Annotated in this window: 27 protein-coding genes and 2 tRNA genes; 19 read left to right on the top strand and 10 right to left on the bottom strand. The window is 41.4% G+C overall.

Features of this window, described 5'->3' with window-relative positions; all coding sequences use genetic code 11:
* Positions 1–22: 22 nt before the first annotated feature.
* From ABIS22_04765 to ABIS22_04730, 8 genes are all read left to right on the top strand, one after another.
* Positions 23–1669: a polysaccharide deacetylase family protein gene (locus tag ABIS22_04765; GenBank protein ID MEO7741195.1), complete on the top strand. Its 1647-nt coding sequence runs from the start codon at positions 23–25 to the stop codon at positions 1667–1669.
* Between the two features lie 2 nt (positions 1670–1671).
* Entirely contained in the window at positions 1672–2625 is a 954-nt protein-coding gene (locus tag ABIS22_04760) for a cohesin domain-containing protein (protein MEO7741194.1), read from the top strand.
* 167 nt (positions 2626–2792) lie between these two features.
* Positions 2793–2978, top strand: coding sequence for a hypothetical protein (locus ABIS22_04755; GenBank protein MEO7741193.1), 186 nt, complete (start codon positions 2793–2795; stop codon positions 2976–2978).
* Positions 2979–3044: 66 nt separating this feature from the next.
* Positions 3045–3620, top strand: coding sequence for a sortase (locus tag ABIS22_04750; protein ID MEO7741192.1), 576 nt, complete (start codon positions 3045–3047; stop codon positions 3618–3620).
* Position 3621: 1 nt separating this feature from the next.
* Positions 3622–4899: a glycosyltransferase gene (locus tag ABIS22_04745; protein MEO7741191.1), complete on the top strand. Its 1278-nt coding sequence runs from the start codon at positions 3622–3624 to the stop codon at positions 4897–4899.
* 260 nt (positions 4900–5159) lie between these two features.
* A complete protein-coding gene (locus tag ABIS22_04740; GenBank protein ID MEO7741190.1) occupies positions 5160–5441 on the top strand; it encodes a hypothetical protein in 282 nt (93 codons plus the stop codon).
* A gap of 130 nt (positions 5442–5571) precedes the next feature.
* Complete coding sequence (locus tag ABIS22_04735) at positions 5572–5811, top strand: DUF5678 domain-containing protein (protein ID MEO7741189.1); 240 nt, start codon at positions 5572–5574, stop codon at positions 5809–5811.
* Positions 5808–6329, top strand: coding sequence for a retroviral-like aspartic protease family protein (locus tag ABIS22_04730; protein ID MEO7741188.1), 522 nt, complete (start codon positions 5808–5810; stop codon positions 6327–6329). Before ABIS22_04735 ends, ABIS22_04730 begins: the two co-directional genes overlap by 4 nt.
* Before the next feature lie 24 nt (positions 6330–6353).
* Here ABIS22_04730 and ABIS22_04725 read toward each other — a convergent pair whose 3' ends face one another.
* Both ABIS22_04725 and ABIS22_04720 read right to left on the bottom strand, forming a co-directional pair.
* Complete coding sequence (locus tag ABIS22_04725) at positions 6354–7208, bottom strand: IS1595 family transposase (GenBank protein ID MEO7741187.1); 855 nt, start codon at positions 7206–7208, stop codon at positions 6354–6356.
* 220 nt (positions 7209–7428) lie between these two features.
* Positions 7429–7505: transfer RNA gene (locus ABIS22_04720), tRNA-Pro, on the bottom strand.
* Between the two features lie 355 nt (positions 7506–7860).
* On the opposite strand from ABIS22_04720, the gene ABIS22_04715 reads away from it, so the two are divergent.
* Positions 7861–8553, top strand: a complete 693-nt coding sequence (locus tag ABIS22_04715; GenBank protein ID MEO7741186.1) for a hypothetical protein — start codon at positions 7861–7863, stop codon at positions 8551–8553.
* A gap of 61 nt (positions 8554–8614) precedes the next feature.
* Here the strand turns inward: ABIS22_04715 and ABIS22_04710 are convergent, their stop codons facing one another.
* The 3 genes from ABIS22_04710 to ABIS22_04700 form a co-directional block, all read right to left on the bottom strand.
* Positions 8615–10177 carry an MFS transporter gene (locus ABIS22_04710; GenBank protein ID MEO7741185.1) on the bottom strand — a complete coding sequence of 521 codons (1563 nt, stop codon included), beginning with the start codon at positions 10175–10177 and terminating at the stop codon, positions 8615–8617.
* 89 nt (positions 10178–10266) lie between these two features.
* The gene (locus ABIS22_04705; GenBank protein ID MEO7741184.1) at positions 10267–10500 is read right to left on the bottom strand and encodes a hypothetical protein; all 234 of its coding nucleotides are present in this window, start codon (positions 10498–10500) and stop codon (positions 10267–10269) included.
* A gap of 77 nt (positions 10501–10577) precedes the next feature.
* Positions 10578–11498, bottom strand: a complete 921-nt coding sequence (locus ABIS22_04700) for an NAD(P)-dependent oxidoreductase (protein MEO7741183.1) — start codon at positions 11496–11498, stop codon at positions 10578–10580.
* A gap of 146 nt (positions 11499–11644) precedes the next feature.
* On the opposite strand from ABIS22_04700, the gene ABIS22_04695 reads away from it, so the two are divergent.
* The 5 genes from ABIS22_04695 to ABIS22_04675 all read left to right on the top strand — a co-directional run bounded on the left by ABIS22_04695 (position 11645) and on the right by ABIS22_04675 (position 15183).
* Positions 11645–11770 (top strand): hypothetical protein, encoded by a 126-nt coding sequence (locus ABIS22_04695; protein MEO7741182.1) that lies wholly within the window; start codon positions 11645–11647, stop codon positions 11768–11770.
* A gap of 223 nt (positions 11771–11993) precedes the next feature.
* Positions 11994–12620: a hypothetical protein gene (locus ABIS22_04690; protein MEO7741181.1), complete on the top strand. Its 627-nt coding sequence runs from the start codon at positions 11994–11996 to the stop codon at positions 12618–12620.
* The gene (locus ABIS22_04685; protein ID MEO7741180.1) at positions 12617–13534 is read left to right on the top strand and encodes a glycosyltransferase family A protein; all 918 of its coding nucleotides are present in this window, start codon (positions 12617–12619) and stop codon (positions 13532–13534) included. Before ABIS22_04690 ends, ABIS22_04685 begins: the two co-directional genes overlap by 4 nt.
* Entirely contained in the window at positions 13527–14417 is an 891-nt protein-coding gene (locus ABIS22_04680; GenBank protein ID MEO7741179.1) for an aminoglycoside phosphotransferase family protein, read from the top strand. Before ABIS22_04685 ends, ABIS22_04680 begins: the two co-directional genes overlap by 8 nt.
* Positions 14410–15183 carry a DUF6270 domain-containing protein gene (locus tag ABIS22_04675; protein MEO7741178.1) on the top strand — a complete coding sequence of 258 codons (774 nt, stop codon included), beginning with the start codon at positions 14410–14412 and terminating at the stop codon, positions 15181–15183. The genes ABIS22_04680 and ABIS22_04675 overlap by 8 nt, the downstream gene beginning before the upstream one ends.
* Here ABIS22_04675 and ABIS22_04670 read toward each other — a convergent pair.
* The 4 genes from ABIS22_04670 to ABIS22_04655 all read right to left on the bottom strand — a co-directional run bounded on the left by ABIS22_04670 (position 15170) and on the right by ABIS22_04655 (position 17353).
* Entirely contained in the window at positions 15170–15619 is a 450-nt protein-coding gene (locus tag ABIS22_04670; GenBank protein ID MEO7741177.1) for an NUDIX domain-containing protein, read from the bottom strand. The two genes, ABIS22_04675 and ABIS22_04670, sit on opposite strands and share 14 nt — an antisense overlap.
* A gap of 69 nt (positions 15620–15688) precedes the next feature.
* Positions 15689–16276: a hypothetical protein gene (locus tag ABIS22_04665; GenBank protein MEO7741176.1), complete on the bottom strand. Its 588-nt coding sequence runs from the start codon at positions 16274–16276 to the stop codon at positions 15689–15691.
* The gene (locus ABIS22_04660) at positions 16273–16920 is read right to left on the bottom strand and encodes a hypothetical protein (GenBank protein MEO7741175.1); all 648 of its coding nucleotides are present in this window, start codon (positions 16918–16920) and stop codon (positions 16273–16275) included. Before ABIS22_04660 ends, ABIS22_04665 begins: the two co-directional genes overlap by 4 nt.
* 358 nt (positions 16921–17278) lie before the next feature.
* Positions 17279–17353 (bottom strand) — tRNA-Gln (locus ABIS22_04655).
* 131 nt (positions 17354–17484) lie between these two features.
* On the opposite strand from ABIS22_04655, the gene ABIS22_04650 reads away from it, so the two are divergent.
* The 3 genes from ABIS22_04650 to ABIS22_04640 all read left to right on the top strand — a co-directional run bounded on the left by ABIS22_04650 (position 17485) and on the right by ABIS22_04640 (position 20965).
* On the top strand, positions 17485–18114 hold the full coding sequence (locus ABIS22_04650) for a type II secretion system protein (protein MEO7741174.1): 630 nt from the start codon (positions 17485–17487) through the stop codon (positions 18112–18114).
* A gap of 9 nt (positions 18115–18123) precedes the next feature.
* Positions 18124–19428, top strand: a complete 1305-nt coding sequence (locus ABIS22_04645; GenBank protein MEO7741173.1) for a TRAM domain-containing protein — start codon at positions 18124–18126, stop codon at positions 19426–19428.
* Positions 19429–19792: 364 nt separating this feature from the next.
* Positions 19793–20965, top strand: a complete 1173-nt coding sequence (locus ABIS22_04640; GenBank protein MEO7741172.1) for an MFS transporter — start codon at positions 19793–19795, stop codon at positions 20963–20965.
* Between the two features lie 46 nt (positions 20966–21011).
* On the opposite strand, the gene ABIS22_04635 is transcribed toward ABIS22_04640, so the two are convergent.
* Complete coding sequence (locus tag ABIS22_04635) at positions 21012–21500, bottom strand: hypothetical protein (GenBank protein ID MEO7741171.1); 489 nt, start codon at positions 21498–21500, stop codon at positions 21012–21014.
* Between the two features lie 119 nt (positions 21501–21619).
* On the opposite strand from ABIS22_04635, the gene ABIS22_04630 reads away from it, so the two are divergent.
* Together ABIS22_04630 and ABIS22_04625 are read left to right on the top strand one after the other, a co-directional pair.
* On the top strand, positions 21620–22216 hold the full coding sequence (locus ABIS22_04630) for an isoprenylcysteine carboxylmethyltransferase family protein (GenBank protein MEO7741170.1): 597 nt from the start codon (positions 21620–21622) through the stop codon (positions 22214–22216).
* 87 nt (positions 22217–22303) lie between these two features.
* Positions 22304–25582 (top strand): ATP-dependent DNA helicase, encoded by a 3279-nt coding sequence (locus ABIS22_04625; protein MEO7741169.1) that lies wholly within the window; start codon positions 22304–22306, stop codon positions 25580–25582.
* The last annotated feature ends 332 nt before the right edge of the window (positions 25583–25914 follow it).

Genomic DNA, 25914 nt, shown 5'->3' with positions numbered 1-25914 from the left:
TTATTTAAAGGAACTGTTGTACATGCGATTTATACATATCAAATCTCGATCGAGTCTTCTTCTTGCACTAATCATGGTTGTAAGTATACTTGCATCTTCATTAAGTCCACTAGTTGCAGCAGCTGCGGTATTACCCCAGAACAGTGGTGCAAAGGTATCGTTTACATTTGACGATGGCCTAACTAGTGCGCTGACACAAGCAGCCCCTGCACTCGCACAGTCCGGTTACACAGGTACTAATTACATTATTACAAAATGTATTGGTATGACTACTGCGCCAAACACATGTGCAGCTGATACAACAAAAAGTTATATGACAGCAGCTCAAATCATTGCTCTCCAATCACAAGGTTGGGAAATCGGTTCACACACTCGAACCCATCCTTTAACAGCAGCTGCAGACAACAAGAAACTTACTGATGCTCAACTCGACGCAGAAATGTCTGGAAGTAAAGCAGATTTAGCAGCTATAGGAATCAATGCGACTGACTTTGCAAGCCCTTATGGTGATTATGATAATCGTAGCATTGCAGTTGAATCAAAATATTATGAATCACACCGAACATTCCAGGATCCTTCATATACATCTACACTTGGAAGCGACGTCGCAACACCAGTAGCTGGTACAAATACTTTTCCATATTACGCTCCTATCGGTAGCTACCCATACAATAATTATTTATTAACGACCATGGAAGTTCAAGGTGATGTCTCTGTTGCTGCAGTGGAAAGTGCTATTACTCAGGCTAAAGCAAATAACCAGTGGCTAGTTCTTGTATTTCACGAAATCAAAGCTGACAACGATCCTACATACAGTGCAGCAAAAGATGACTACCAATACCAAGCTGGTAACTTAGCAAAAATCGCAGCATTTGTGAAAAGTAATAATATTCCCGTGACAAGCATGCATAACGGTCTTGCAAGTGGTATGGATATTATGGCTGACAGCAGCTTTAATAATACTATTGGTGCGTATAGCGCAACAACTCCATCAACAGGATGGACAACTGATTCTGCAACTACAATCATAAACGATAAGCAGGCTACTTCGCTCGCTGGACATGGTAGTTATGATGGAACACCAACTGGTCCATTAAATAGTATTGCCGTTAAATCTAGTACGGTTCAAACTCATTTGTTCTCACCACGTGTTGCTATAACTCCTGGTACAACTTACACACTTACTAATTTTACAAATGTGACATCTACAACTGGTGGTATTAACTACATAGTTGACGAATATGATGCAGCTGGCAATTACATTACTAGTCCAACCTTAATCAGAGCACTAGGCCCAACAGGCAATGCTAAGACAACGAACATGGTGCAAGTGGGAGACGTAAACTTCCTATACACTCCTAGCGCGACGGCAGCATTTGCTCGTGTGTACGCAGACATCGCCCCAGCTACAACTGGTTATATCGACAACATGCGTTGGCTTAGCCCGTCAGGAGTTGTCGTAACACCTCCAGTCATCGTACCTCCAGTTACACCATCTGGTAAGTCCGGTGATGTTAACGGTGATGGAGTTATAAATATTAAAGATGCCACACTGGTATCACTGAATTGGGGCAAAACTAGTGCAACCCTTTCTCAGGGTGACGCAAACGGTGATGGAGTTATAAATATTAAAGATGCCACACTGGTATCACTGAATTGGGGCAAATAATTATGAAAAAACTATTCTACAAAATAATACAGACAACCGCTGTATTGGCAATCATTTTAATACCAACTAACGCATTTGCTGCCGTTGGAAGCGGTGGAGCCAACATTTCCGTTTCTTCAGCAAGCGCTAATGTTGGAAACGAAGTTAAGATATCAATTAATGAAACGAGCTCGGTCGGCGTAGCAGGCGTAGAAGCGGATTTTACTTATGATGCATCTATGTTGTCATGCAATTCTTCAAGTATAAATGTCTCCGCGAGTGGTTTTGGTCAATCTTACCCAAGCAGTTGTGGAAATGGTTCATTAAAAATTGCACGTGCAACATCGAGTGGCACAGTATCTGGCACTCAAAATATTGCAACGGTCACATTTACCGCTTTAAGGTCTGGCGTTGCTAGACTAGTGGTTGCTGAGTCATCTGAAATTGATGATATTAGTGTAAGTAATGCATGTGGCAGTAGTTGCGCATCAGGCTCTATCGCATCCACAATTACAGTGTCTAACACTCCTACGACACCACCTTCTAATCCAACAGCTCCTGTCGCTCCAACAAATGGTGGTACAACAACAGCTACCACTCCTAGCAAAAGTACATCTTCTACACCGACGTCCTCAACAAGCACAAGTACAAAGTCTAATGCGACACCAGTAACAGGCTCAACATCGACAACCGGTCAGGCAACGGCACAAGATGGCACAATGAGTATGAACGAGACACAAACAGCAGCAAAGACAGATAATAAAATAGCAGCAGCGCCCGTCCAAGCTACCAAAAACTTCAACTTGATTCCTGTCGTCATTGCAGCGCTCATCGCACTTGCAGTAGGCACGTGGTATATACTTTCTCAGCGCAACAAAGCAGCGCTTGCAGCGTCAGCAGCCGCCGCAGTAGCAGCAACAAAAGCATCAAAAAAGCCAAATACTAAAAAAGCTAAAACAGTTAAGAAAACGAAATAAATTCAATAACAGTTCACAAAGTTAACTATATGCATAAGCGTAATATAATATACTTTACAAAATGTCATTTATGCGCTATAATGAGTTTAATATAGATAGTAATGGTTGTGGTGGGACATATATCAATAGCTGTATTGTGTGCGGATAACATAATAAGGAGAAACAATATGTACGGAAACGGCGCTGGCGGTTTAACCGCTGTAGTACCAGTAGGCGGAGGAATCGCTTTACTACCTAACACGGGTGGTGATCCACTTCTACTTGCAGTATCAATTTTAAGCATTACTGTTGGTGTGTTAATCATCCTAACAACAATTGCACGTATTATCGCTAAACGATATTACAAAGCCTAGAAATCAACTATAGATCAAGGGAATAAAAGAGGATACGGATATACCTGACTCCTCTTTTTTAATGAAATGAACCTCAAATTCAACATCACTATCGGAACACTTTTTATCCTAGCTGGCATTCTTTTAGGCTCTGGAAGTATAATCAGTTACTTAGATCCCATGATGAGTAGCACGGTTGCTGCAGTATCGACAAGTACAGTGTCCACAAAAAAGTCCACTGACGAAACGAGTGCACAGGAGCCAGTTCATATTAGCGTACCTAACACCGGATTATCTGTTAATATTCAGCCTGGTTACTATAATGAAAAAGATGGATCTTGGACACTCAGCAAAACAGAGGCTCAGTTTGCCGTTATAAGTAATGAGCCAAATACTGTATCGGGTAATACATATATATACGGACACAATACCTCCGAAGTATTCGCGAAGCTACAAGATGTAAAAACTGGCGATAAAGCAATTGTATCAACAGCCGATGGAAAACAGTATACTTACGTGCTTGTCAGTACAAAAGAGGTAAGTCCTACTGATGTTGATCAGTTCTCATACAAAGGTAAGCCAATCTTAACTCTACAGACTTGTTCTGGTCTTTGGGACCAGTACCGCAAATTGTTTGTTTTTAACCTAGAAAGCGTAAATTAATATGTTACTCATAATCTTATTCTGGATATTTATTATCATCAGTGTCATTAATACTATCCACTTCGCACTTTATCTCGTAGGCGCTAACTATTACGATATTCTTAGTTTCCGAAACAAGTCTCTTTTCAATAAATTAAAGATTGGTAAAAAACCTCTTGTCAGTGTTTTAATCCCAGCACATAACGAACAGATGTCGATTGTGCGTAGTCTTGATTCAGTAAGAGGTAGTTCATACCGAAAACTTGAAATCGTCGTCATCGATGATGCATCAACAGACAACACTAAACAGCTTGTACGTGCATACATCAAGAAACACCCTAAAGCTAACATAAAACTTATGTTTAAGCGAAAAAATGGTGGTAAAGCTGCTGCCATGAACCACGCACTCCGTCATGGTGTCCATGGTGAATTTGTCATGACACTTGATGCGGACTCGCTTATTCATAAAGATAGCATCAAAAACGCAGTAGAGTATTTTAAGGATGAGACGGTTGTCGGCGTCGCTGCAAACGTACGTGTGCTTGATAGCAATACAGTCTTAGGTCTATTGCAGAAATTTGAATACATGGTTGGTTACCGATCGAAGAAATTCTTTACCGTCACGAATAGTGAGTTTATTGTTGGTGGAGTTGCCTCAACTTACCGTATGAGTGTTCTTAAAAAAGTAGGTTTTTACGACGATGATATCATGACAGAAGATATTGCACTTAGCCTAAAAATCGTTGCGCAAGGTAACAAGGCCAACCGTATTGTCTACGGTGTAAATGTTCTTGCATTAACAGAAGGAGTTCTGACATTCAAGGCGCTCCTTCGTCAACGATACCGCTGGAAAATGGGTAACCTTCAAAGTATACTTAAGTATCGTCATTTATTTGGTGATCGCAGCGGCAACTATACAAAAATGCTTACTTGGTACCGTATACCTATGGCATTTATAGGTGAGTTTCTCTTACTCCTTGAACCCCTCGCGCTTATTTATGTCATCATTCTATGTATCCAACTTTCAAGCCTATCATTTGTTATTGGTGCATACATCACGATCACTATATATCTTTTATGGAATATTCTCCCCGACGAACATATGGACTTTAGAAAAAAACTTCGTATGAGTTTTTACGCTCCAATAATGTACTTCATTATGTACATTATGAATATTGTACAAATCGTTGCAATTGTACGATGCCTTATCAACTATCCTCAAGTTTTAAGGAAAGTTAAAACATCAAGTAACTGGAAATCTCCTGAACGTAACGGTCAACAGCAAGTTACATTCTCGTAAAGGAGCCTTGACTCATAACAGATCAAATTACAATATAGGAGACTATCCCCTAATAACAAGTACTCCTGCCGTCTCCCGTAGCCACTCTGTCATTCCAGCACACTAATTGTTATAATACAGGTGTCTACGCTTGCAACAGTACGATTTATATCCGAGAATGGGCAACCTTTCTCGAAAGCAATGGATGTAAATCTGTTGTTGGCGTAGACAACCTAGAGATAGGTTGTCCTTTTTTAATATCTAAACGCAGGAGAAGTGTTATGGCAACGAAGGAAGATACTACAGACAAAGAGATTAAGATCAAGGCGTCAGACCATGAGTCTTACGGAACATTGACAATAATCGCCCTACTCATACCTCTCGTTGGCCTGATCGTCGGAGCCTCGTATCTTACGAAGGATTCTAAACTTGATCGAAAGCTTGGAGAGCACCTTATAGCCTGTAGTGTATTCGCTACCGTTGCCGTGACGATCATGTGGTTCACGTACAGCGCATTTTTGGGCTCCCATCCCGTGCCAGTACTCTATCCTACATATCAATAGAAGATTCACACCAGTTACTATCAAGTAATCTACCAGTGGCTTATTGCTATTATGCTTAAACATTTGTATAATCACGATTAGAAGCAAGCAAACTACACAAATAATGATAAAAGTGATATAATATAATTGTATGAATGACCTTGATCAGGAATTCAAATACTATAAAGCTCATCAAAGTGAGCTTTTAGTTGAATACGAAAATAGATGGATTGTGATCAAGGACGAAGCCGTAGTTGGAGCATATAATACTCAAATCGAGGCACTTACCGAGTCAACCGCTAAATATGAGATCGGAACTTTCCTTATCCAATTCGTGGATTCAGGAAATCAAAGCTATACACAGACTTTCCATTCTCGCGTTTCACTGTGAGCAAGTTGTTACCACCTACGGGTGGCGCGCTAACAGCTACTCATAATGGTAGGGCTAGAGAATTACATTCAGATGTTAGTGTACGAAGTGCGATCCAGACTGTTGATCAGGTTCAATTCGATGGAATATGGGACACTGGCGCAACTAACACTGTAATCACTCAGGTTGTGGTTGATAGGCTAAAATTACCTCAAACTGGGGTTAAAGAGGTACATACTCCACAAGGATCACACACTACACCCAGTTACATTGTTGACCTACTTTTTCCGGGGACAGACTTAGAGTTCAATGGCCTCGAAGTCACTCTTGGCACACTGCCAAATTGTCAGGTACTAATCGGGATGGATGTTATAGGATTTGGTGACTTTTCAGTAACGAATAAAGATGGTCTTACTGTGATGTCGTTTCGTGCACCCTCGAAGCAGCGCATTGACTATGTCGAACAAGTTAACAGAGAAAAGATTAAATTCTCTCTGCTGTCGAAGACTAAACAGCGAAAATTTATGAGTGGTAAATGAGCAAGAAATTATTTCATCAACTCATCAAACGCGCATCCACACCCGTTCCAAAAGAGCAGGATAAACAACTGCACCCCGAAGGTTATAGCGAAAAACAAACTCGTCCACGTAAAGCTGGAGATACTTCGGTGAAACAGAGTGATAAGTCCCGTCCAAAGAACGCTTCATCTGTCCCCAAAAACCCTCGATAGTATTCGTGTAAGCATCGCCGCGCACGTACTCTAGCGTGCTGTGATTAACAGTCGTGTGCGAGTAGCCATGTTTAGGTAGTGAGTTGTACGCTGCCCACTCATCGCTATGGATTGTCGTGCCAAGCGCAACCGTGCCAAGTACTTCAGGTATCAATACTCGTGCACCTGTACTCTTAACATGCTTAGCGCGAACTTCGCCGCCGCGCTCAACAGCACCGAACACTGCGCTCTTTTTGCTGTATCGAAGTTTGTGGGCGTGCTTACCACCGATGTAAGTCTCGTCGATCTCGACCGGTGTACCAAAGCCGCCGATAGACCCATCTTCACTCATGAGCGAGCGGATTTGACGTGCCATGCGGTGTGCGGTCTTGTAGGTAACCCCAAAGTACCGCTCTAGCTCTTTAGCAGCAACGCCGTTCTTCGAGACACTGAACATGTAGATAGCTTCAAACCAAATGGTTAGTGAAGTAGATGACTTATGGAAGATGGTCTCTGCAAGTGGGTGTAGCTGATAGCCACAATGCGCACAGGCGTAACACTTACGCCCCTTAACACGATGGAAACTAGCGTCGATAACACCACAGCTAGGGCAATCAGCTACGTCACCATAACGGTTTTGAAAGATCGTATCTAAGCACACGTCGTTGCTCGGAAAGTCTTCGCGGAACTGCTGGACGGTGTATCTCATATCTAATCTTATTATAACAAAAGAATACGTGTTGTCAAGGCATTGGCTACCTCTGTATATTATGTACGTTTTAGAATTAATTTTTGACACACAAAAATTACCTCCTTAGGTTATTGGCGCGCTTAGTAATGTGCTACAATAAGTGTAGACACATGCCAGCGCCCGGGACTTTACTGTCCCGGTTTTGCTTTTAGAATGAACGTCCACATTCTTTGTGGATTGGCCGGATTGACTGGACTCGAACCAGGATTTGACACATGCCAATGCGACTGTTTTGCCAAGTTAAACTACAATCCGATAATATGTGATCACCAAATTGTTAAAGAAAAAAGCGCCGAAAGGTCCACAGATATATATGCTCCTCGCATGGTATGTCTGATTTCCGTTTCGACGCTTAATAAAGTGTCATTGAATTGCTGCACCTATCGGCTCTCACATCATTTCTACAATGCTATCCTGCCAACAAGTACTCTTTCATTATAGCAATGTGGTGATTTCGCCGCAATAGCAAACCATCATTCTTTACATGAGCAAGATATCAGAGGTCTACTTGCTATGAAGGGATAGTCTCCACAATATAGTATTGACAATTATACATTAGTGTAGTATAATATAAAATTGTTAAAGTAACTTGAGAGGTTATGTATACAGTATGAATATTTATGCTAAAAGTCTTTTTGTCACAGGTCTAATCGTAAGCGCAGTAACTCTATCGGCTCCTTCGGTAGGTGCTACAAGTAATGTAGCATGTATAGACGGTACTCTGTCCAGTAATTTAAAAGTAACTTGGAAGAGTAATAATAGTGTTTCGGTAACGACTGTTGGCAGCAAGCCACTTTGTGCAGATACAACATTATTCTTTTCGTCTTACACAGCACCTGATAGTTATAATGGTAAGGGTTTTGCTGATCCATCAGCAACCCCACAAACTGTTTTCAACAGTACATCTATTGTATTAAAAAAAGACAGCATTCCATCAGTAAATCTCAGTATTACATTACCTGAAGCATGTAAGAACAAACAAGTTGACGTCTATTATGCACCAGAGGTTAAAAATGTTAACGTAAAAGGTCACGGAGCTCAGTTTATAAGTGGCTACCTCATTACAAAATCAGTTAGTGAATGTATACCTACGGCTCCACCAGTTACTCCGGTTACTCCAACTACTCCTATTGTTCCAGTATCCAATCCTACTCCGATTACTCCGATCATAACACCAGTTATGCCGGAGCTACCCGCCGAACTACCAAAAACTGGTGGATCTGTTAATACTACCGTAGCTATTGCAACTATACTATCTGCGATAACATACGCTGCGACTTACGCATTCATTAAGCGAGCTTAGTTCTTTCTGTAAAATAATAGAGTCACAAGTTTGTGACTCTATTATTTTACAATTAGATATATTATACTTTGCGAATATTAATCTCTTCATGCTTAGGATACATAAGACCAAGAATGAGAATAATGAACATAGCACCAGACATACTATAAAATACTGTTTTTGTAGATTCTGCGTAGCCATCTCTAACGGCATTATTAAATTTATCCTGCACATCCTTAGGCAGGCTTGATTCACTGCTACTGTTTTGTTTATCTCCCTGGGCTTGGCTATTAATGTCTTTAGCGACAGATTGCGCATCACTTGCGCTTGCACCGAGTGCAGTAAAAGAGTTTACGAGGTTGGTATTAAGTTGTGTTGCAAGTAGCGTTGCAAGTAAAGCAAGTCCAAGAGCACCACCAAAATTTTTCGCAGTTTGAGAAATGGCGGTTGATTCTCCAAACGCTTTTTCACTACTCCTGTTTGCGATATCTGTGCTTGCGGCGCTAAACATAAAGCCGATACCAGCACCAGCAAGAACTGTAGGAAAGAATTGTGGTGAACTAAGAAAAGATCCACCATCAGTTAGTATAGAAAGCTTTGATGCCCACCAGGCAAACCCAATACCTCCTAACAGGCCACCCATAATCAAAGGGATACGAGCTCCTTTTTTATCGAATATTTTACCTCCGTAAATAGATGCTACGGTAAATCCTATGAAAAATTCCAGGAGCAGTAGACCTGATGTACTAACATCTAAACCGAGAGAAATTTGCGCATAAACACTTATGAAGAAAAATATTGGAATAAATGCCATTGATGAAAAGAATGTTGCTAGAACCGATAAACTAAACCCGCGATTTTTAAATGCGTGCAGCTTGACGAGGGGATATTGAGCTTTCCTCTCAAATTGAATAAATGCGACGAGGAACGCCAGTCCTGCAGCTATAAAAAGCCATGTAAGGACACTGTCCCAGCCCCAAGTTCCAGCTTGTTGTAAGCCCGCAATACTAAGGCCCATACTGGCAGCAATGAGTGCGCCACCTTGCCAATCTATAGGATGACGCTCACTTTTATCTTCTATTTTTCTTTTAGCGATAAGAGCAAGTGCAACAATTGCAATCGGAACATTAATCCAAAAGATTGAACGCCACGTCCAGTCCGTTAAATAGCCACCAACAATGGGTCCAATTGCCGTCATCGCACCAGTTATACTAAAGAACGTCGCCGATGCTTTTCCGCGTGACTCAAGTGGAAATCCTGCACGGACGATGCCTAAAGCCGCAGGGAACATAAGTGCCGTACTTACACCCTGAAGTGCTCGAGCAGTAATGAGCCACGGACCAGCGATATCGCCGCTTGGCGTAAGACCACATAATAGTGAAAACAGCGCAAATAATGCGATTCCTATAACAACCATTCGTTTATGGCCAAAAACGTCAGCTAGCTTACCACCAAGAAGGAAAAAAGCTGCGGTTGCTAGGATATAGGCGTTAATACTCCAGACAATAACAGAATGTGAAACGCCAAGCCCTGTTTGTATAGTATCTGCCGAAAGAGCTACAATAGTCTGATCTATTGTTGTCATTGAGACAGCGAGAATCATTGACCATAGCACTATTTTTTGGTTATTTTTATCAATAATCATTATGTTTCTCCATATAAAAATAACGTGTACTATATGTTAGTTTATACTTTTTTTATATTAAGTACAAAAAATGAGTTTGTTATATTTGTTTATGTTTTGATAGTAAAGGCAATCGAAAGAGAAACAGCGGTCGTTATTATGAGGAGTGCCGACACGATACTTGCGAGAAGTACATCAAATTGAATTGGGTACACACTCATGACAAGTATAATGAATGCGAGTGATATTGAGAGTAAAGCGATGATAATGTGAGCCCGTTTTAGTTCCTGTAATGCTACTTTGCCTTTAAAATCTTTACGAGTGTGAAACCATGTTTTTTTCATAGTACTAACTATATAACAATGATTTGCTTAAAACCATAAGTATTTTTACTGTTAAAATATGTTTTCAGTTTCAAAGATTAACTATAAGATAAATCACCGCGTACGTACGCTTGTATTTGGCTCACTGCCATCTCCCAGGCCCTATCATCGGCACCGACTGTATTGCCCCCAACATGTGGTGTGATTAATAGCCCTGGCGCATCCCACAGTGGACTATCAAACTCCAAAGGTTCTGGAGTCGTAACATCTAGTGCAGCTTGAAGCCGACCATCTTGTAATTCTTTTAGAAGTGCAGCTTGATCAACTAAACCACCACGACCAGCATTAATAACAATGGTGCCGTCGCGTAAAAGTGCGAGAAAATCAGTATCAACAGTATGCCGCGTATCCCTCGTTAATGGTAGTGCTAGGATTACTACATCAGTAGTAGGTAGTAGGGTACGAGCTTTTGCAGTGTCGATAACATCTTCGTGATTATGCGCACCAACCATTGTTACTTTTGCGCCGAATGGCAACATGCGACTTTTAATATTAAGGCCGAGGTCGCCGGAACCATACACAAGCACATTGGCATTTTGAAGAGTGCGTGCTCTACGACCTTCCCAAATACGTGATTGTTGGTTTTTAATATAGTGCGGCAATTCCCGCATGATTGCCAGTAACGATGCCAGTACCAGTTCGGCCGTTGAGCCACCGTGTGCACCACGGGCAGTAGAAATTATAAGATCATTCGGCAAGAGACCGTCCCACTGCTCAATACCTTGCCCGAGCGTTTGTAACAACTTGAGGTGTGGTAGTTGCTTAATTTGGCGTAGTGCATCCTCAACTTCACTCTGCTGCTCAGCAGGGCCGACTACCAATACTTCAGCATTCAACGCATCCGAAACTACAGGTTTTCCCGATTCAACTAGAATAGCGTTGATGCCTTGTATTTTTTCCATTGCGTCTTTACCTTTTTTATCAGGTACAATAACTGTAATTAACTTCGTATCATTCATTATCCAAGCATAGGCCACAAACCCCATGCCTACAAGAGTGCATAGGCTGCACTCTTAGGTAATAGATCAGTGGAAATACATGAAGGACAATTCAATCATAGGCTTCTATAAGTTAATATTAAGTTTGAATAGATATAATTTCATCAATGCACGAAAAGTCTAAACAGGTAAAACATGTTAAAAAACATTTCTCATTTTGGATGTTTTATTGGATAGCATTACCACTTGCAACCATATTTATGATATTTGAAATCCTTCAAGTATTTGGTTGATCTTGTATTAACTAGACTTGCCTCAAGTGGCCCATGATATCAAACAAAAAATGACGATCTCTCGTCATTTTAAGTATAATCATCTTGGCTGAGCTTGTGGGTCTAGTACCCAAAATGAGACAAATGAGACATAGCCTAACATAATGTTAGCAGACAGTCCCGATGTTTGACATATCTACAAAAATGTGCTATATTTGATTAAATATTTATTGAGTCATCTGATGTGAACCAGAAAATTGAAAGATTATCCACCGCAAGCAAATACCAAGACTCAAATGCGAGTGGGCTAATTATTGTGGGCTCGTATGCTCCGGTTCACGAAGGACATCTTGACGCCATGCGTTCTGCCGAAAAGAGGCTGATGATTCAGGACGATAACATTGCGGGAAATATATTTGCACCAAATAGCGACTCCCATGTATTAAAAAAGTTGCATGATACCCAAGGTGTCTGGAACTTTAGTCGACGCGTTGATGAATTCATCACACGAGAGAGTGGCACTTCATCAAAATCGTATGTGGATGATATTACTGGAGTCACCCCTCCCGAACTATCAATTAGTGAAGAGGTTATTGACACCGTTAGCTATAGACTTGGCATTAAAGCATGCAACTTAGTATTAGTCGTTGGTACAGATCAAATCAATAGTATGCAATCCCATTTGGAACATAATCGAGCAATATGTGTCTTAAGACCCGGATCTGAAGGCGTCTTGCGGAATGTAATCGCCGAAGATTGGTTTAAAGAAGTAACAAGCGAAAATAGGCTATTACTAACATCGAGAGAAAATATAAAAATTGACATAAGCTCGACGCAAATCCGTAAGCAACTGGAGGTTTCAGAGATATGATAAGCGTAATCACTCCCAATTATAATGGCGACAAATGGCTCGGTGACTATCTTGATTCTATAACTAATCAGACGCTACCCCAAGAAGAAATAGAAGTCATGTTTGTCGACGATGGATCAACTGATAAATCTCGTGAGATCGTAGAAAGCTATAGTGATCGAATACCCGGTTTAAGGCCTATCTGGCATGAACATACTGCGCGCCCGGGCGAGTTGCGCAATTTAGCCGTGCAGCGTGCCATAGGTAAATACGTACTCTTTCTCGACTCTGATGACTACATAGGTACAGAAGCATTAGAAAGACTGGATGGCTTTTCAAGTGAGAACCCTAGCGACATCTTTGCTTTTCAGCTGGAGGGCATAGACAGAAATGTTCCTCGTTCAATGCTAAATACTACTGCGGTGAATGTTGATCTGATTGACTCTGGTTTATACAAAACTTTGGGTATATGGAAAATGGTTGACCGTAAATTCATCATCGATAATGACATTAGGTTTGATCCAAGTATTAGACGTGGTGATGATGTCATGTTCTTTATCGAAGCTATGCTAAAAGCGAAACGGCTATCTGTTTTATCTGATTACCCGTTCTATATGTTGCGCGGTCGCGAAGATGGCACCTCCATTACGCAGGAGGAGTGGGATCATAACAAGCGGTTGAGTGTCGTCAAAAAGGCAGCTCAGCTGGTAACTGAGATGGCTCAAGATAAGAGAACAAAAGATCATTTTATGATACGGCTGTTTAACGCTGATGCGATAGAGATCACAGAGAGCGCATCTCTCACAGATGATACAGTCATGGATTTGAAACAAGCTCTCGCACCTCACTGGAATCGAGGCGTGGCCGACTTAATCTATACCGACAGCAACAGACAAAAGTTAATAAATATATTTGGCGAACCGATCGATGAATAATAGCGAACGGCTAAAATTTCTTAGCTCCGAAGGCGTAATACCTTTGGATAGTAGGATAATTTCAACACATAATAATCTTGTAGTTGCATCCGATTCAGAAAGTATCGTTGCCCGAATATCAACCGTCGCGCAAATCGAAGCTAGAAAAGATCCTGGTGACTTAATATACTCACACAAAATGTCGAATGTAATAGGTCGCGACGGTGCAGTTTTATCTCCAATAGATGAGAGGCCGATAGAGTTTGGCGAAAATATCATTTCTCGCTATCCTAAAATGCCGATTCCAGACTGGAGTGAAGTTTCGGGGGATGAGCTTGCAGAAGCTGCGCGTAAACTAAACAGCTTTCCTTATCAGACTGCTGGCCTTTTTCGCAATAATCGTATCCGGCATATGAATGTTGCAGATTATGTACAATCCAGGCTTAAGTCTCTTGATGATCAACCAAACAAAAATGCAGTAACGTATATACAAAAGATATTAGACAAATACCGTACAGATCACTGTTTTAGTACCGCAGCGATACAAAGTGGCGGTTTAGTTCACGGTGATATGCATAGTGGAAATGTCGTATCAGCTAACAATCAACTACTTTTTATAGACCTTGATTCAATCGCGATAGGACCAAGGGAGTATGACTTGGCATCTTGGTGTGTGCGTAGGATGAGGGGTGATGTAGCACCTGCAGTCGAAGCTACAACCCTTTCTGTAGCAGAAGGTCTAGTGAACAAAGACTTAATTCGCTCAATGGTAGGCTGGAAAGTATTATCCTCTATGAGTCATGAATTAGTTTATAATCCTATAAATTCAGAGAGCAAGATTATAGAACTTGCAAGAATTGCCGAAGAACTAGAGGCACCTGGGGACTGGAGCTCTAATGCGTAACAAACCAAGAATAGATATTGTCGGTTCATGTGTTTCTAGGGACGTATTTAACAGTCGATTTACGGACGGTTATAAAGACTACGTAGAGATTGGCGAAACGGTGTACCAAACTGCGCTACCTAGTCTTATTGACGAAACACCCGCTCCTCTTATTTCTGAGACTGACAAGATAAAGAGAGTCTTCATTCAAACCTTAAATGAAGAATACTCTGGCAACAATCTTCAAAGAGTGATCGATTCCCGCCCTGATTTCATACTGTTCGATTTCTTTGCTGATGTTCATATGGGCGTCACTCGGAAAATGGGAAGGTACGTAACACGCAATCATATGGCGTTTCAGATACTAAGTAATGCCGATGATCACTTTGAGGATCAAGACATTAAAGCACCTGATAGAATGCGATTTGGTGATAATGAGTACAACCAACTTGCAGTAAAGTCGTTAAGAACACTCAGTGATAGATTAAAAAGTGATTTACCAAAAACAGAACTGATTATTAATTCAGCCCGGTTTTCGACCGCTCACATCGATGAAACTAAAACCGTGCATGAGTTCGCCAACACCGATAGTCTACAACGGAAAAATACATTTTGGGACTTGCTAGACGTTATGGCTGTTGATGAGCTTGATGCACAGCGCATATCGCATGGTGATAGTTTATTTATCGCCTCCCCGAATCATCCATGGGGTCTTCACTCCGTCCACTATACACAAGCATACTACGATAACCTGTGGAAAGAAGTCCGTAGAATTACCGAATCCTAATCAATTTGTGTTGAATTGAGTATTTTATAGAATTATTAAAGAATGGTTGCAAATTAATTGCTTGAAGATCTTCTAACGTTACCCATCTGTAGTCACTATGTTCCCAGCTAAGTTTAACTACACGCCGTTCATCTACATAGGCAATATAAAGCAGCTTAGTTACTGACTTGTTCTCTTTTTCGTAATAAGCTGTCTCGCTATAAGCAGGCTGAACCTTTTCAGGGTCTAATGCAAAACCGCATTCTTCTTTGACCTCACGGATAACAGCTGACAGCTCAGACTCTCCCGGGTCGACAATTCCACCTGGAAGATCAGGTCGGTAAGATTTCTCTGGATATTTTAAATGCTCTCCGAGAACTAAGGTTAGCACTCGATTCTCATTATCAATAATGAGAACTTTAGCAACTGACTCAATTACTGTTTGTTTTGTCGGCATATAGATACATTTTAACATACAGGTCATTTTAAGTGGTTGATTAAAATACCTCAAAAAAGATATTGATGCTTATTGGTTCTTTGTTTTCTTCAAGTCGACTGGATTTATCTTCAGATCAATACCTAGCTCCTTGAACATTTCTTGCATTTTTATAGGATCATCGTTTTTGATCGATTGCATCGCCTTAAGCCGCATTTTTGAAGCATTAGTGACTAATTCCATAGTTTCGCTGACCTTTTGATAATCATCAGTACGCTTTTTAATAACTTTATTACGACGCCTAAAGAGAACCGCGAGAGTTACTGTCGACATAACGAGTACAGGTAATGCAAGAACATACAGTAGATACGCTTGGATATTAACGACGTTAAGACCTACCGCCGCAAATATACCTGTTGCACTGATAGAGATGAAGAACTTTGCCAGTCCCGTAAGATGATCATTCGTAGCAAGTTCTGCATCATAAATCTGTTGAGTCATCAAGAAGCCTTTTTCCATCATCGTTAGGCTGTCTTGCTCGATCTCCCTCGCTAAATTTATAGCGCTGCGGGCCTTTTCGTCAAAGATTGAGAAACCAAATTTATCAATGAATTCTTCAGGATCTTTGAGCATCTCTTCATTATCAATTTTCATGCCTTCAATATGCGACTTGTTCATAGTATTATCCTTTCACCATTTTTGCCTTCCATTGTTCCCTCATTATCGTCTAGCTTGTCAGCTTTTCGCTTGAGTTGCAACTTCCTGTTATTGATAACTAGTTGTTTGAGGTCTTCTTCACGTTCATAAGCACGGATACGACCATTGAGATATCCGAGTCTAAAATGAATGCCATCACTCATCAGACGCCAGTTAGTGTCCTCCAGGGTCTTTTTCACTAGCTTTTCGAGCGTCTTTATACTGTCATAGTCACTACGGTCGGATTTTGTATCGAGACAGTCGAAGCCGACAAAAACATCTTTGCCTATCTCAGGCTTATCAAGACTAAAGTCAGTGTAGCCAGCTTTTTCGAGTACCGACTGTAGGAGTGGAGTAAGTTCGGCTATCTTTGGCTTTTTCATCTCTTTCATGGCGTCGTAGATATGCTTGTTGTCTTCTTTTTCTTTATGTACTTTAGCAAAGCGAACGAGGTCGTCGAAACGGTACTTGGCTTCTTGGTGTTCCTTGCGTATTGCTTCGTCTTGGAGGCAGTAGATACGGTGGTCTTCATCGTAAACAGGGTCCACGGGTTCGTCTTCGTGCTTCAGATCAAGTTTATCTTTGTAGGTGTGTGCGCAGTTTGGTGGAGTCAGCAAACAACTCAAACAAACACCTATGCACCTTCACAACTAAACAAATTCGTACCTCAGGTACAAGGAGAGCACATGATCGAGATCATCAAACGTCACATGGTTTGTGGAACACTCCACGAGCACATCGCAAAGGTCAAATACCTTGATGGCAATACAGAAAAGGAAGCTACACGTCAAGTAATGGAACGATAACTTACTCACTCTATCTGAGTATTAAATATTGAAAAGCCTACATTGCTCTCGACTATCTGCGAGTTGGAGCAAGCAGTGCTTATTCACATAAAAATAGAATCACCTCGGTGATTCTATTTTTATATTCAGATGCAATAGCACGATTAGGGACATGGGTCACATTTCGTGCTGTCGCATCTGGCTGGGATGGAGGGATTCGAACCCCCGAATGCTAGTACCAAAAACTAGTGCCTTACCACTTGGCGACATCCCAATAATGTCGTACTTCACTATTATTATACCGAGTGAAAACGTTCGATGATGCTATGACATTGTACCATAACCTCTGTAGGTTTTAAAAGGGCAGGGCTACCGTTTTCATCATAAATAAGCTACAATCGTGACATGATTAAGCATAAGCCGTTTTCAAAGTTATTACTACCAAGAAATCGTGGCTTTACAATCGTAGAACTACTGGTCGTCATATCTACAATAGCTATCCTTGTCACGATTGGGACTTATGCATATATAAATGTCCAGAAACAAAGTACCGATGCTGCCATTGTCGCAAAAGCCAGTTGGATAGCACATCAACTTGACCAGTATAAAACCACACATGGTGAATATCCTTTAATGGAGGCCCTTAATCCAGGGACAAGCTCGACATATGTTACGATGACCGATTTTACAGCTGCAGCAAGTATACTAAACGTAACCACAGATTACCTCAGTGGACCAAATAATATAAAATTTTATACCCATTGTGCATCAGGCTGCGGTGGAGCGCCTCAGAAAAACCAGTATACTTATGCCGCACTCAATGCTAGTTCGAATAGTGCAAACGTATCATCGGTATGGAATATTAGTTTGATTGGCTGTACATTAACTATTCAATACGATGATCCTGCGTATGTCATGATTTATTACAATTCATTCAAAAATCTATGGATATTTAAGAAAAGTCCTAGAGGCACTGCAACAATGGCAGTATTTGGAAGTGGCCCAACTGCACCACAAACGTGTACTTTCAGTTAGAATAGAAGGATGAGTAAAAAAATCTTTCCTATCGTCGAAGTTCAACTCGACAAAATTGTTGGTGGTGGACAAACACTTGGTCAAGTTGAATACGGTAAAAAAATATTTGTCTGGGGCGGACTCCCGGGTGAAAAAGTAAGTGTCCAAGTTACTAAAAAGAAATCGAATCTACTTGAAGGCGTTGTTGCTGATGTAATCACCGCAAGTGATGAACGTATCGCTCCTCGTGATGAAACAAGCTATCTATCGACTAGTCCATGGCAAATAATGTCACTTGAAGCCGAGCAACATTATAAGTCAGCACTCATTGAAGAGGCATTCGAACTTCACGATATTGTACTCCCAGTTCCAATTACGGTATACACCGATAGTAAAGATTATAATTACCGTAATAAGATCGAATTTAGTTTTTACTGGGATAAAGAAAAGGATGAACTTGAGCTGGCATTCTTCCGCCGTGGAACTCATGGTAAAATTCCAGTTGATGGCACAAGCTTGGCACTTGAACCAATCAATATTGCCGCTCGGAACATCCGTAATCTTTTACGAAAACGGACAGGTATCCAAGCATTTATGCTAAAAACTCTACTAATACGTTGTGATGCTTCAGGAAATGTTGCCGCTCAACTATACGTGAAAGATCAAACTTTTAATTTATTCACGGATGAGCAACTAGTGCCACTTGGCCTTACTGGATTCGAACTTATTTTTTCAAACCCAAAAAGCCCAGCAAGCATCATCACGGAGCGTCTACAAGCTTGGGGTGAAACAACATTAACTGATACGATCATGGGTGTTCCATTTACATACGCTGTCGAAGGTTTTTTTCAAATAAACATACCTGTTTATGAACATGCGCTTACTGACATGAAGCAGTGGCTCGATGCAAAAAAGCCAACTGTTGACTTATATAGTGGTGTTGGCACTATCGGTCTTACAATTGGCGGTGATAACGTTACGCTAGTAGAAATTAATGAGCATGCTGTCCGTGAAATGAAACGTAATATTACTGCACTCGAACGCGAGAATGAAGCAAAAGCCATTCTCGCACCAAGCGAAACTGCACTTGAGCATATTACTTCAGATGCAACTATCATCGTTGATCCACCCCGTGCCGGTCTTCATGAGGACGTTATTACAAAACTTCTCGAAGCAGCTCCCGCACGAATTATCTATTTATCATGTAATCCTGTAACGCAGGCCCGTGATGTTCAGAGACTGGCTGAAAAATATGGTGTTAAAGCTCATCAGGGCTACAATTTTTTTCCTCGGACGCCTCATATCGAGCACCTTATTGTTCTTGACTTAATGTAGCCTACGCCCGTTCATTATGATTATTCCATGTTATTTTACTGTCGCTATTTATATTGTGTTTTGTTTTTTATAATAATTATGTTATTATAGTTTTATGAAAAGTTTTAAGTTTCAGTTTTGTACTCCTTCAGCCCATATTAATGGTCTGTTTATGTATGTCACATATCAAAACCGAGACTTATCACGCATTTAATCTTACATTTTTTATTCGACGCTAGATAAGTCTCCGACCTCGGAGACTTTTTACATCTAAAATCATCGACACGGAGGCTTTTCTGGCTTCGCATACGCGGAGCTGCTCGTTCACATCTTCAAGGAAAGGAATAGCTATGTCAAATCCATTACTTTCGAGAAAGGTATGCCGATGACCAGTTATACTACAAGTCTTCGACTGCTACGTGTTGAAATCGTTGCAACAAATACGTTAGCATCGATATCAATAATGGTACCGTTCTACCATTCGATTGGAATGGATCAAAGTCAAATCGGCCTCAGTCAAGCACTGTTTACGGTCGCTCTTTTGACACTCAACATACCGACAGGATGGATTGCAGACCGTTTCAGTAGAAAGTTTTGCAACGCATTTGGGGACAGCGGTGCGGCACTTGGGTTTATATTTTATTCTCAAGCTCATAGTTTTCGTGATGTAATAATCGCGGAGATTATCATCGGCATAAGCCTTGCATTTAGTCATGGTTCTGACGGAGCGCTGCTGTATGCATATTGCCAGCGGTTTGATTCAACAGGTAGGCGTCTGCGATCAGAGAATGCTATGCTAACGATCTACAAGCCACTAGCCCAAATCATAGTGGTACTCATCGGTGGTGCAGTTGCAGCAGTGTCACCTCGTACGGCGATTCTCATCTCGGCTGGACCATACGTATTCGGTGGGATATTGTCACTCATTATTCGAGAGGATGGTGAGCGTTTCGTAAGCATTCATCGTAATCCGTTTCGCGACATGACGCATCTCACGATGGTGAGCTTGCGGGACGAAAGGCTTCGGTGGCTTATTGCAGCGCATGCGGTTGGACAAAAAATTACTCATGTAATGATTTGGGCACTCACACCACTAATGCTAACTGCGGGCGTGCCGTTAAAAATCGTTGCAATTGGCTGGGCACTAAATGCTGCAATGGTGGCTATTGGCGGGGTTATTGCCAGAAAATGGAGCATGCGACTGTGTGAATGGAAACGATTTATGTGGCCAAACATAGTAGTACTATCTGCCTTGAGCGTGATGAGTATTCATCTCTCTCTTATCACGATATGGCTCTATGCTGGACTTGGGCTTGCTCAGGGTTGGCTTGGATCAATTACGATGCCTATGATACAGCTCCATGCACCATCAACAACACAGGCATCGGTTGGATCACTGGCAGGATCGGTGTCGCAGCTCCTCTACATTCCACTCGTGTGGATAGTTGGGCTCGTTGGTGTATTGGATATTCGTCTAACAATGGTCGCGACAATCCTTATCTTTTCACCAATGGTTTTTATTGCGTCACGCCGACTATATACCCTTGAATCGAAGTGAACGAATAACCCGGGGAACTCATTTCTTCCCCGGGTATTTCATGTTTTTAGCTTGTTTTAATGCGTCGATAAGCAAATTTAGCTGCAACGCGCCAGCCGCCCTTGCTGTCGCTATCGTATTGATATATTTCACCATTCTTCACCTCACTAATGAGAACCATTGCGGGATTATACGGAGCTAATGTTCGATAAAAAATAATATCTTCGTTAGTAACATGTCCACGACCAGGAAACACATCACGAAATTTTTCTCTTCCTATAATATCAAAGTAGTCTGGACGATTTTTTGGTGGAATGTATAATTCCGCATGAAAACCCATGCGGGTGACTATCTTCTTTACATCACTAAGTAGAAGGCGAGAATGACCCGTTATATATACGAATAATTGCTTTTTCTTAGTTAACAATACGGTTGCCATCGTCGTATGACTCACCATTACTTGACGAACAATGACCTGGTCTATATCAACGTCTAAGCCAAACTTCTCTTTAGCAAGTCTTTCAACGGCCATATCATCAAAAATTTCATCGTTCATATTGTTTTTATTGTACCACTCTTCACTAGGATACATAATGCATCAATTAATATTGTAAATATGTCACTTATATGATATAAACAATCTATGCCACGCTCGCTCTACTGAACGGAGTTGTCATGCACCTACTTGCTTTACTCTCATTTCCAGGATATATCCTGGTATATGGAGTACTGCTGCTCGCTACTGGTCGCCCTCGTCCAAAAAAGGACCTCTGCAGTGGAAGGCTCACGAGTGATCCGCCTGCAGTATGCATGGCTCAGATCCTATCGATGATTCTATGGATCATCGGGATGATGACACTCAAGAACAAGCCAACTGATGACTGGGTCTTGATCCGATTCTTGGGTCTCGCATTCATCGTTAGTGGGCTATGTCTAAGTGTGTGTGCAAAAGTCGCGCTCGGAAGGCGCGGCTGGGTAGGTGGTATCGGTATCTACAAAAACCACAAGCTTGTCACGACTGGTCCATATCGATATATTCGGCATCCGATGTATTTCGGGATGTTGGTATCCGGGATCGGGATCGGGATGACAGCGTTCAGTGTGTGGTATCTACTCGCAGGTGTCGTCTTGGGAGTTGGATTCATGAGTCGGATAGGGGGCGAGGAGGGTATATTGTACTCTCGAATCGTTAGCTACCGCGGCTATATGACAAAGACTGGACGATTGCTGCCGAGAATTCGCCAGGGATCACCCCCCGCTACCCGCTCGTAGAGCCGCGAAAACCTTCGCCGCTCCGAAAGGGGTGGCGGGGTTTTCGCATTTTATACCACCGGCCTTGAATGTGACATAATGGATGTAATGGATTTTAACTCACGCTATAGCCACCTAAACTCAGCACAGAAACAAGCCGTCGATACAATCGAAGGCCCTGTTATGGTTATAGCGGGGCCTGGCACTGGTAAAACTGAACTACTTTCTATGCGTGCGGCAAATATCCTCAAAAAGACTGATGTGCTACCTGAAAATATTCTCTGTTTAACATTTACAGATAGTGGCGCTTCTGCAATGCGCCAACGACTCGTACAGATCATCGGTAAAGATGCCTATCGTGTCGCAATCCACACGTTCCATAACTTCGGAGCTGAAGTGATGAATCAAAATGCACAGTTTTTTTATCACGGCGCTAATTTTCGTGCAGCCGATGAGTTAAGTAGCTATGAGTTACTGCGAGGAATATTCAATGAGCTTGAGTACAATAATCCTTTAGCAAGCAAAATGAATGGTGAATATACTCATCTCCAGGATACACTAACTACTATTTCAGAACTTAAAAAAAGCGGGCTCACAAGTGACGAGCTCCTTGAAGTGCTAGCCGCTAACGATGTAGTCATAGATACTGCTGAGCCGCTACTTGCTTCTGTATTTGACTCACGTATTAGCAAGACAACAGCAAGTGAATTACAAAAAATAATTGAACCAATTCGCAACATTACAAGTAAAATTAACTTACCAAATATTAGTCCGCTCAATCGAACTCTGATTGATAGTTTAGAGCTTGCTATACACAGCTCTCAAGATGATAATTCCACAAAAGCACTCACAGCTTGGAAAAATGAATGGCTTAAGAAAAATGAGCGCGGTGAGTTCGTATTAAAATCACGCGATCGTCAAATTAAGCTGCGTTCTGTCAGCTTTATATACTATCAATATCTTGCAAGAATGCAGGAGTCGGAATTATATGATTTTGATGACATGATTCTTCGCGTTGTTCATGCCATGGAAGTATTCCCAGAGCTGCGTTTCAATCTTCAGGAAAAACATCAGTACATCATGGTAGATGAATTCCAGGATACAAATATGGCACAGATGCGTATTCTGTATAATTTAACAAATAGTGAAGCGGTTGATAGCGAGCCAAATATCTTAGTCGTGGGCGATGATGATCAAGCCATATACAGTTTCCAGGGTGCAGAGATTGGTAATATTATTCATTTTGGTGAGAATTTTCCAACTCAAAAACAAATTACTCTTACCGACAATTATCGTTCGACTGCTGTTATCTTAGCGCATGCCCGCGATATTATTACGCAAGGTCACGGCAGGCTCGAGAACTACGATACAAAGCTAGATAAGACCTTAACTGCGCATATTTCTGATAGTAAAAGTAAGACGGAATTAATTGAACTCGGAACCGTAAGTGATGAACGCGGCCAACTTGTGAGTAGTATTGAAGAAATAATAAATTCTGGTGTATCACCATCATCAATCGCAGTCTTAGCCCGTCGTCATCATGAAATTATTGCTCTTTTGCCTTACTTTGCAAAAAAGGGGATTAATGTTAATTACGAACGCCGCGACAATGTGCTTGATTTAGATGTTGTTATCACAGTAGAGCGTCTCGCAAGAATTATAATTTTATTATTTGAAGGACAGCATGACAAGGTGAACGCACTTCTAGCTGAGCTTTTGACACACCCTGCGTTTGCTATTGATCCTATAGATATATGGCGACTTAGTTTATCTGCAAACAATAGCCACCAAAGCTGGATGGAAGTTATGGCAACAACTCCTGATTTCCTTGAACTCCATAGATGGCTTATAACACAGGCAACATATGTCCCAAATATGCCGCTTGAGCAATTACTAGATAATATTATTGGTACACCTAATAATGCGGCAAGAACCGATGAGTTTAGGTCACCACTCTACGCATATTTTTTTAGCGAAGAAAAGCGAACTAGCAATCCAGATGAATACTTAACATATCTTGAATCACTGCGTACAATTCGGACAAAACTACGTGAATATCAACCACAAAAGCAGGCAGATCTTCGTTCATTTATTGAATTTATTGAGCTTCACCGTGGACTTGGAAGCATGATTACAAGCATTAGACCTCATAGTGATATTGTTGATAGTGCCGTCAATCTAATGACGGCTCATAAATCAAAAGGTCAAGAATTTGACCATGTATATATAATAGGCGCAATAGATACCGCATGGGGTGAGCGAGTTCGAAGTCGAAGTAGACTTATAAGCTATCCGGAAAACTTACCAATTCAGGCATCCGGTGGGGACCTTGACGACCGACTTCGATTGTTTTTCGTTGCGATGACACGCGCAAAGAAGCAACTGATAATTAGCTACAGTACATCTGATGATAACGGCAAGGATACACTAAGAGCTAGCTTTCTTGCAGGTTCGACTTGGAAGGCAGTTATACCAACTCTGGAGCAAGATGTAGGATCACTCGAGTCTGCAGCAGCACTTCGCTGGTATCTTCCCGTTGTTTCAGTTAAGAACGCTACCATGAAAGAATTACTACTGCCGGCTTTAGAATACTACAAGCTAAGCGCCACACATCTTAATAACTTTCTCGATGTCACTCGTGGAGGACCTGAGATGTTTCTATTAAATAATATCTTGCGTTTCCCGCAAGCAAAAAGCCCGAGCGCAAGCTATGGATCAGCTATCCACGCAACACTTCATCATACACACTCTCATTTACTGGCAACAGGCAATCACCGAGCTGTTGAAGATATTTTACATGATTTTGAGAAGAATCTAACTGCCCAATATTTAAGTCCCACAGATTTTGCGACTTATCTACAAAAGGGTAGTGATGCGTTACAGACATTTCTTGATCAGAAATATATCTCTTTTACACCATCTCAAAAAACTGAACTTAGTTTTGCGGGCCAACACGTTATGGTTGGAGATGCACACCTGACTGGGTCACTCGACCTTGTTGATATTTATGAAAAAACAATTATTGTCACGGATTACAAAACAGGTAAACCTTCGAGAAGTTGGACTGGTAAAACAGATTTTGAAAAAATAAAGCTCCACAAATACAAACAACAACTTATGTTTTACAAACTGCTCATTGAGTATTCTCGAGATTTCCGCGGCTATACAGTTGATAATGGAATCTTACAGTTTATCGAGCCTACACAAAATGGAGAGATACTTGCGCTCGAGGCAACCTGCACATTTAAAGAGCTTGAACTGTTCACAAAACTCATCCAAGCCGTATGGAAACATATTACAACGCTTGATCTCCCAGATACTTCAATATATGAACCTACCTACAAGGGCATGCTCGCGTTCGAAAAGTGGCTTATTGACAATAACTAGTAAATGCCCTATAATCATATAGGCTCCAAGATCAGAACATGATTTTGTTGAGCACTTTGACAGGAGTAGTAATTATAAAAAGCTCCACTTTCTATGAAAGTGGGTGGACGAAAGTCCCAACCTCGGCGTGACCTTCATGGTCTGAATACTCAATTCCTGTAAGGGAGTAGAGTGAGGCTCGAAGCCTCCGCCCGGGGACTTATCCGCTACACACATACCAAAACTAGATTTGGGAAAAAATGTGTGTGTTAGCATGCCCGAGCGGCGCTGCGGTGGTCGATAGATCGCCGCAGCGCCGACACCAACCGTTTTACCTGCGCGTTAATTTGCAG

Source organism: Candidatus Saccharimonadales bacterium, from assembly GCA_039928925.1.
In the GTDB taxonomy this organism is placed as follows: domain Bacteria; phylum Patescibacteriota; class Saccharimonadia; order Saccharimonadales; family Saccharimonadaceae; genus UBA6022.
Note: the sequence above shows the minus strand (reverse complement) of the source record. Positions and strands in the feature narration are given on the sequence as shown.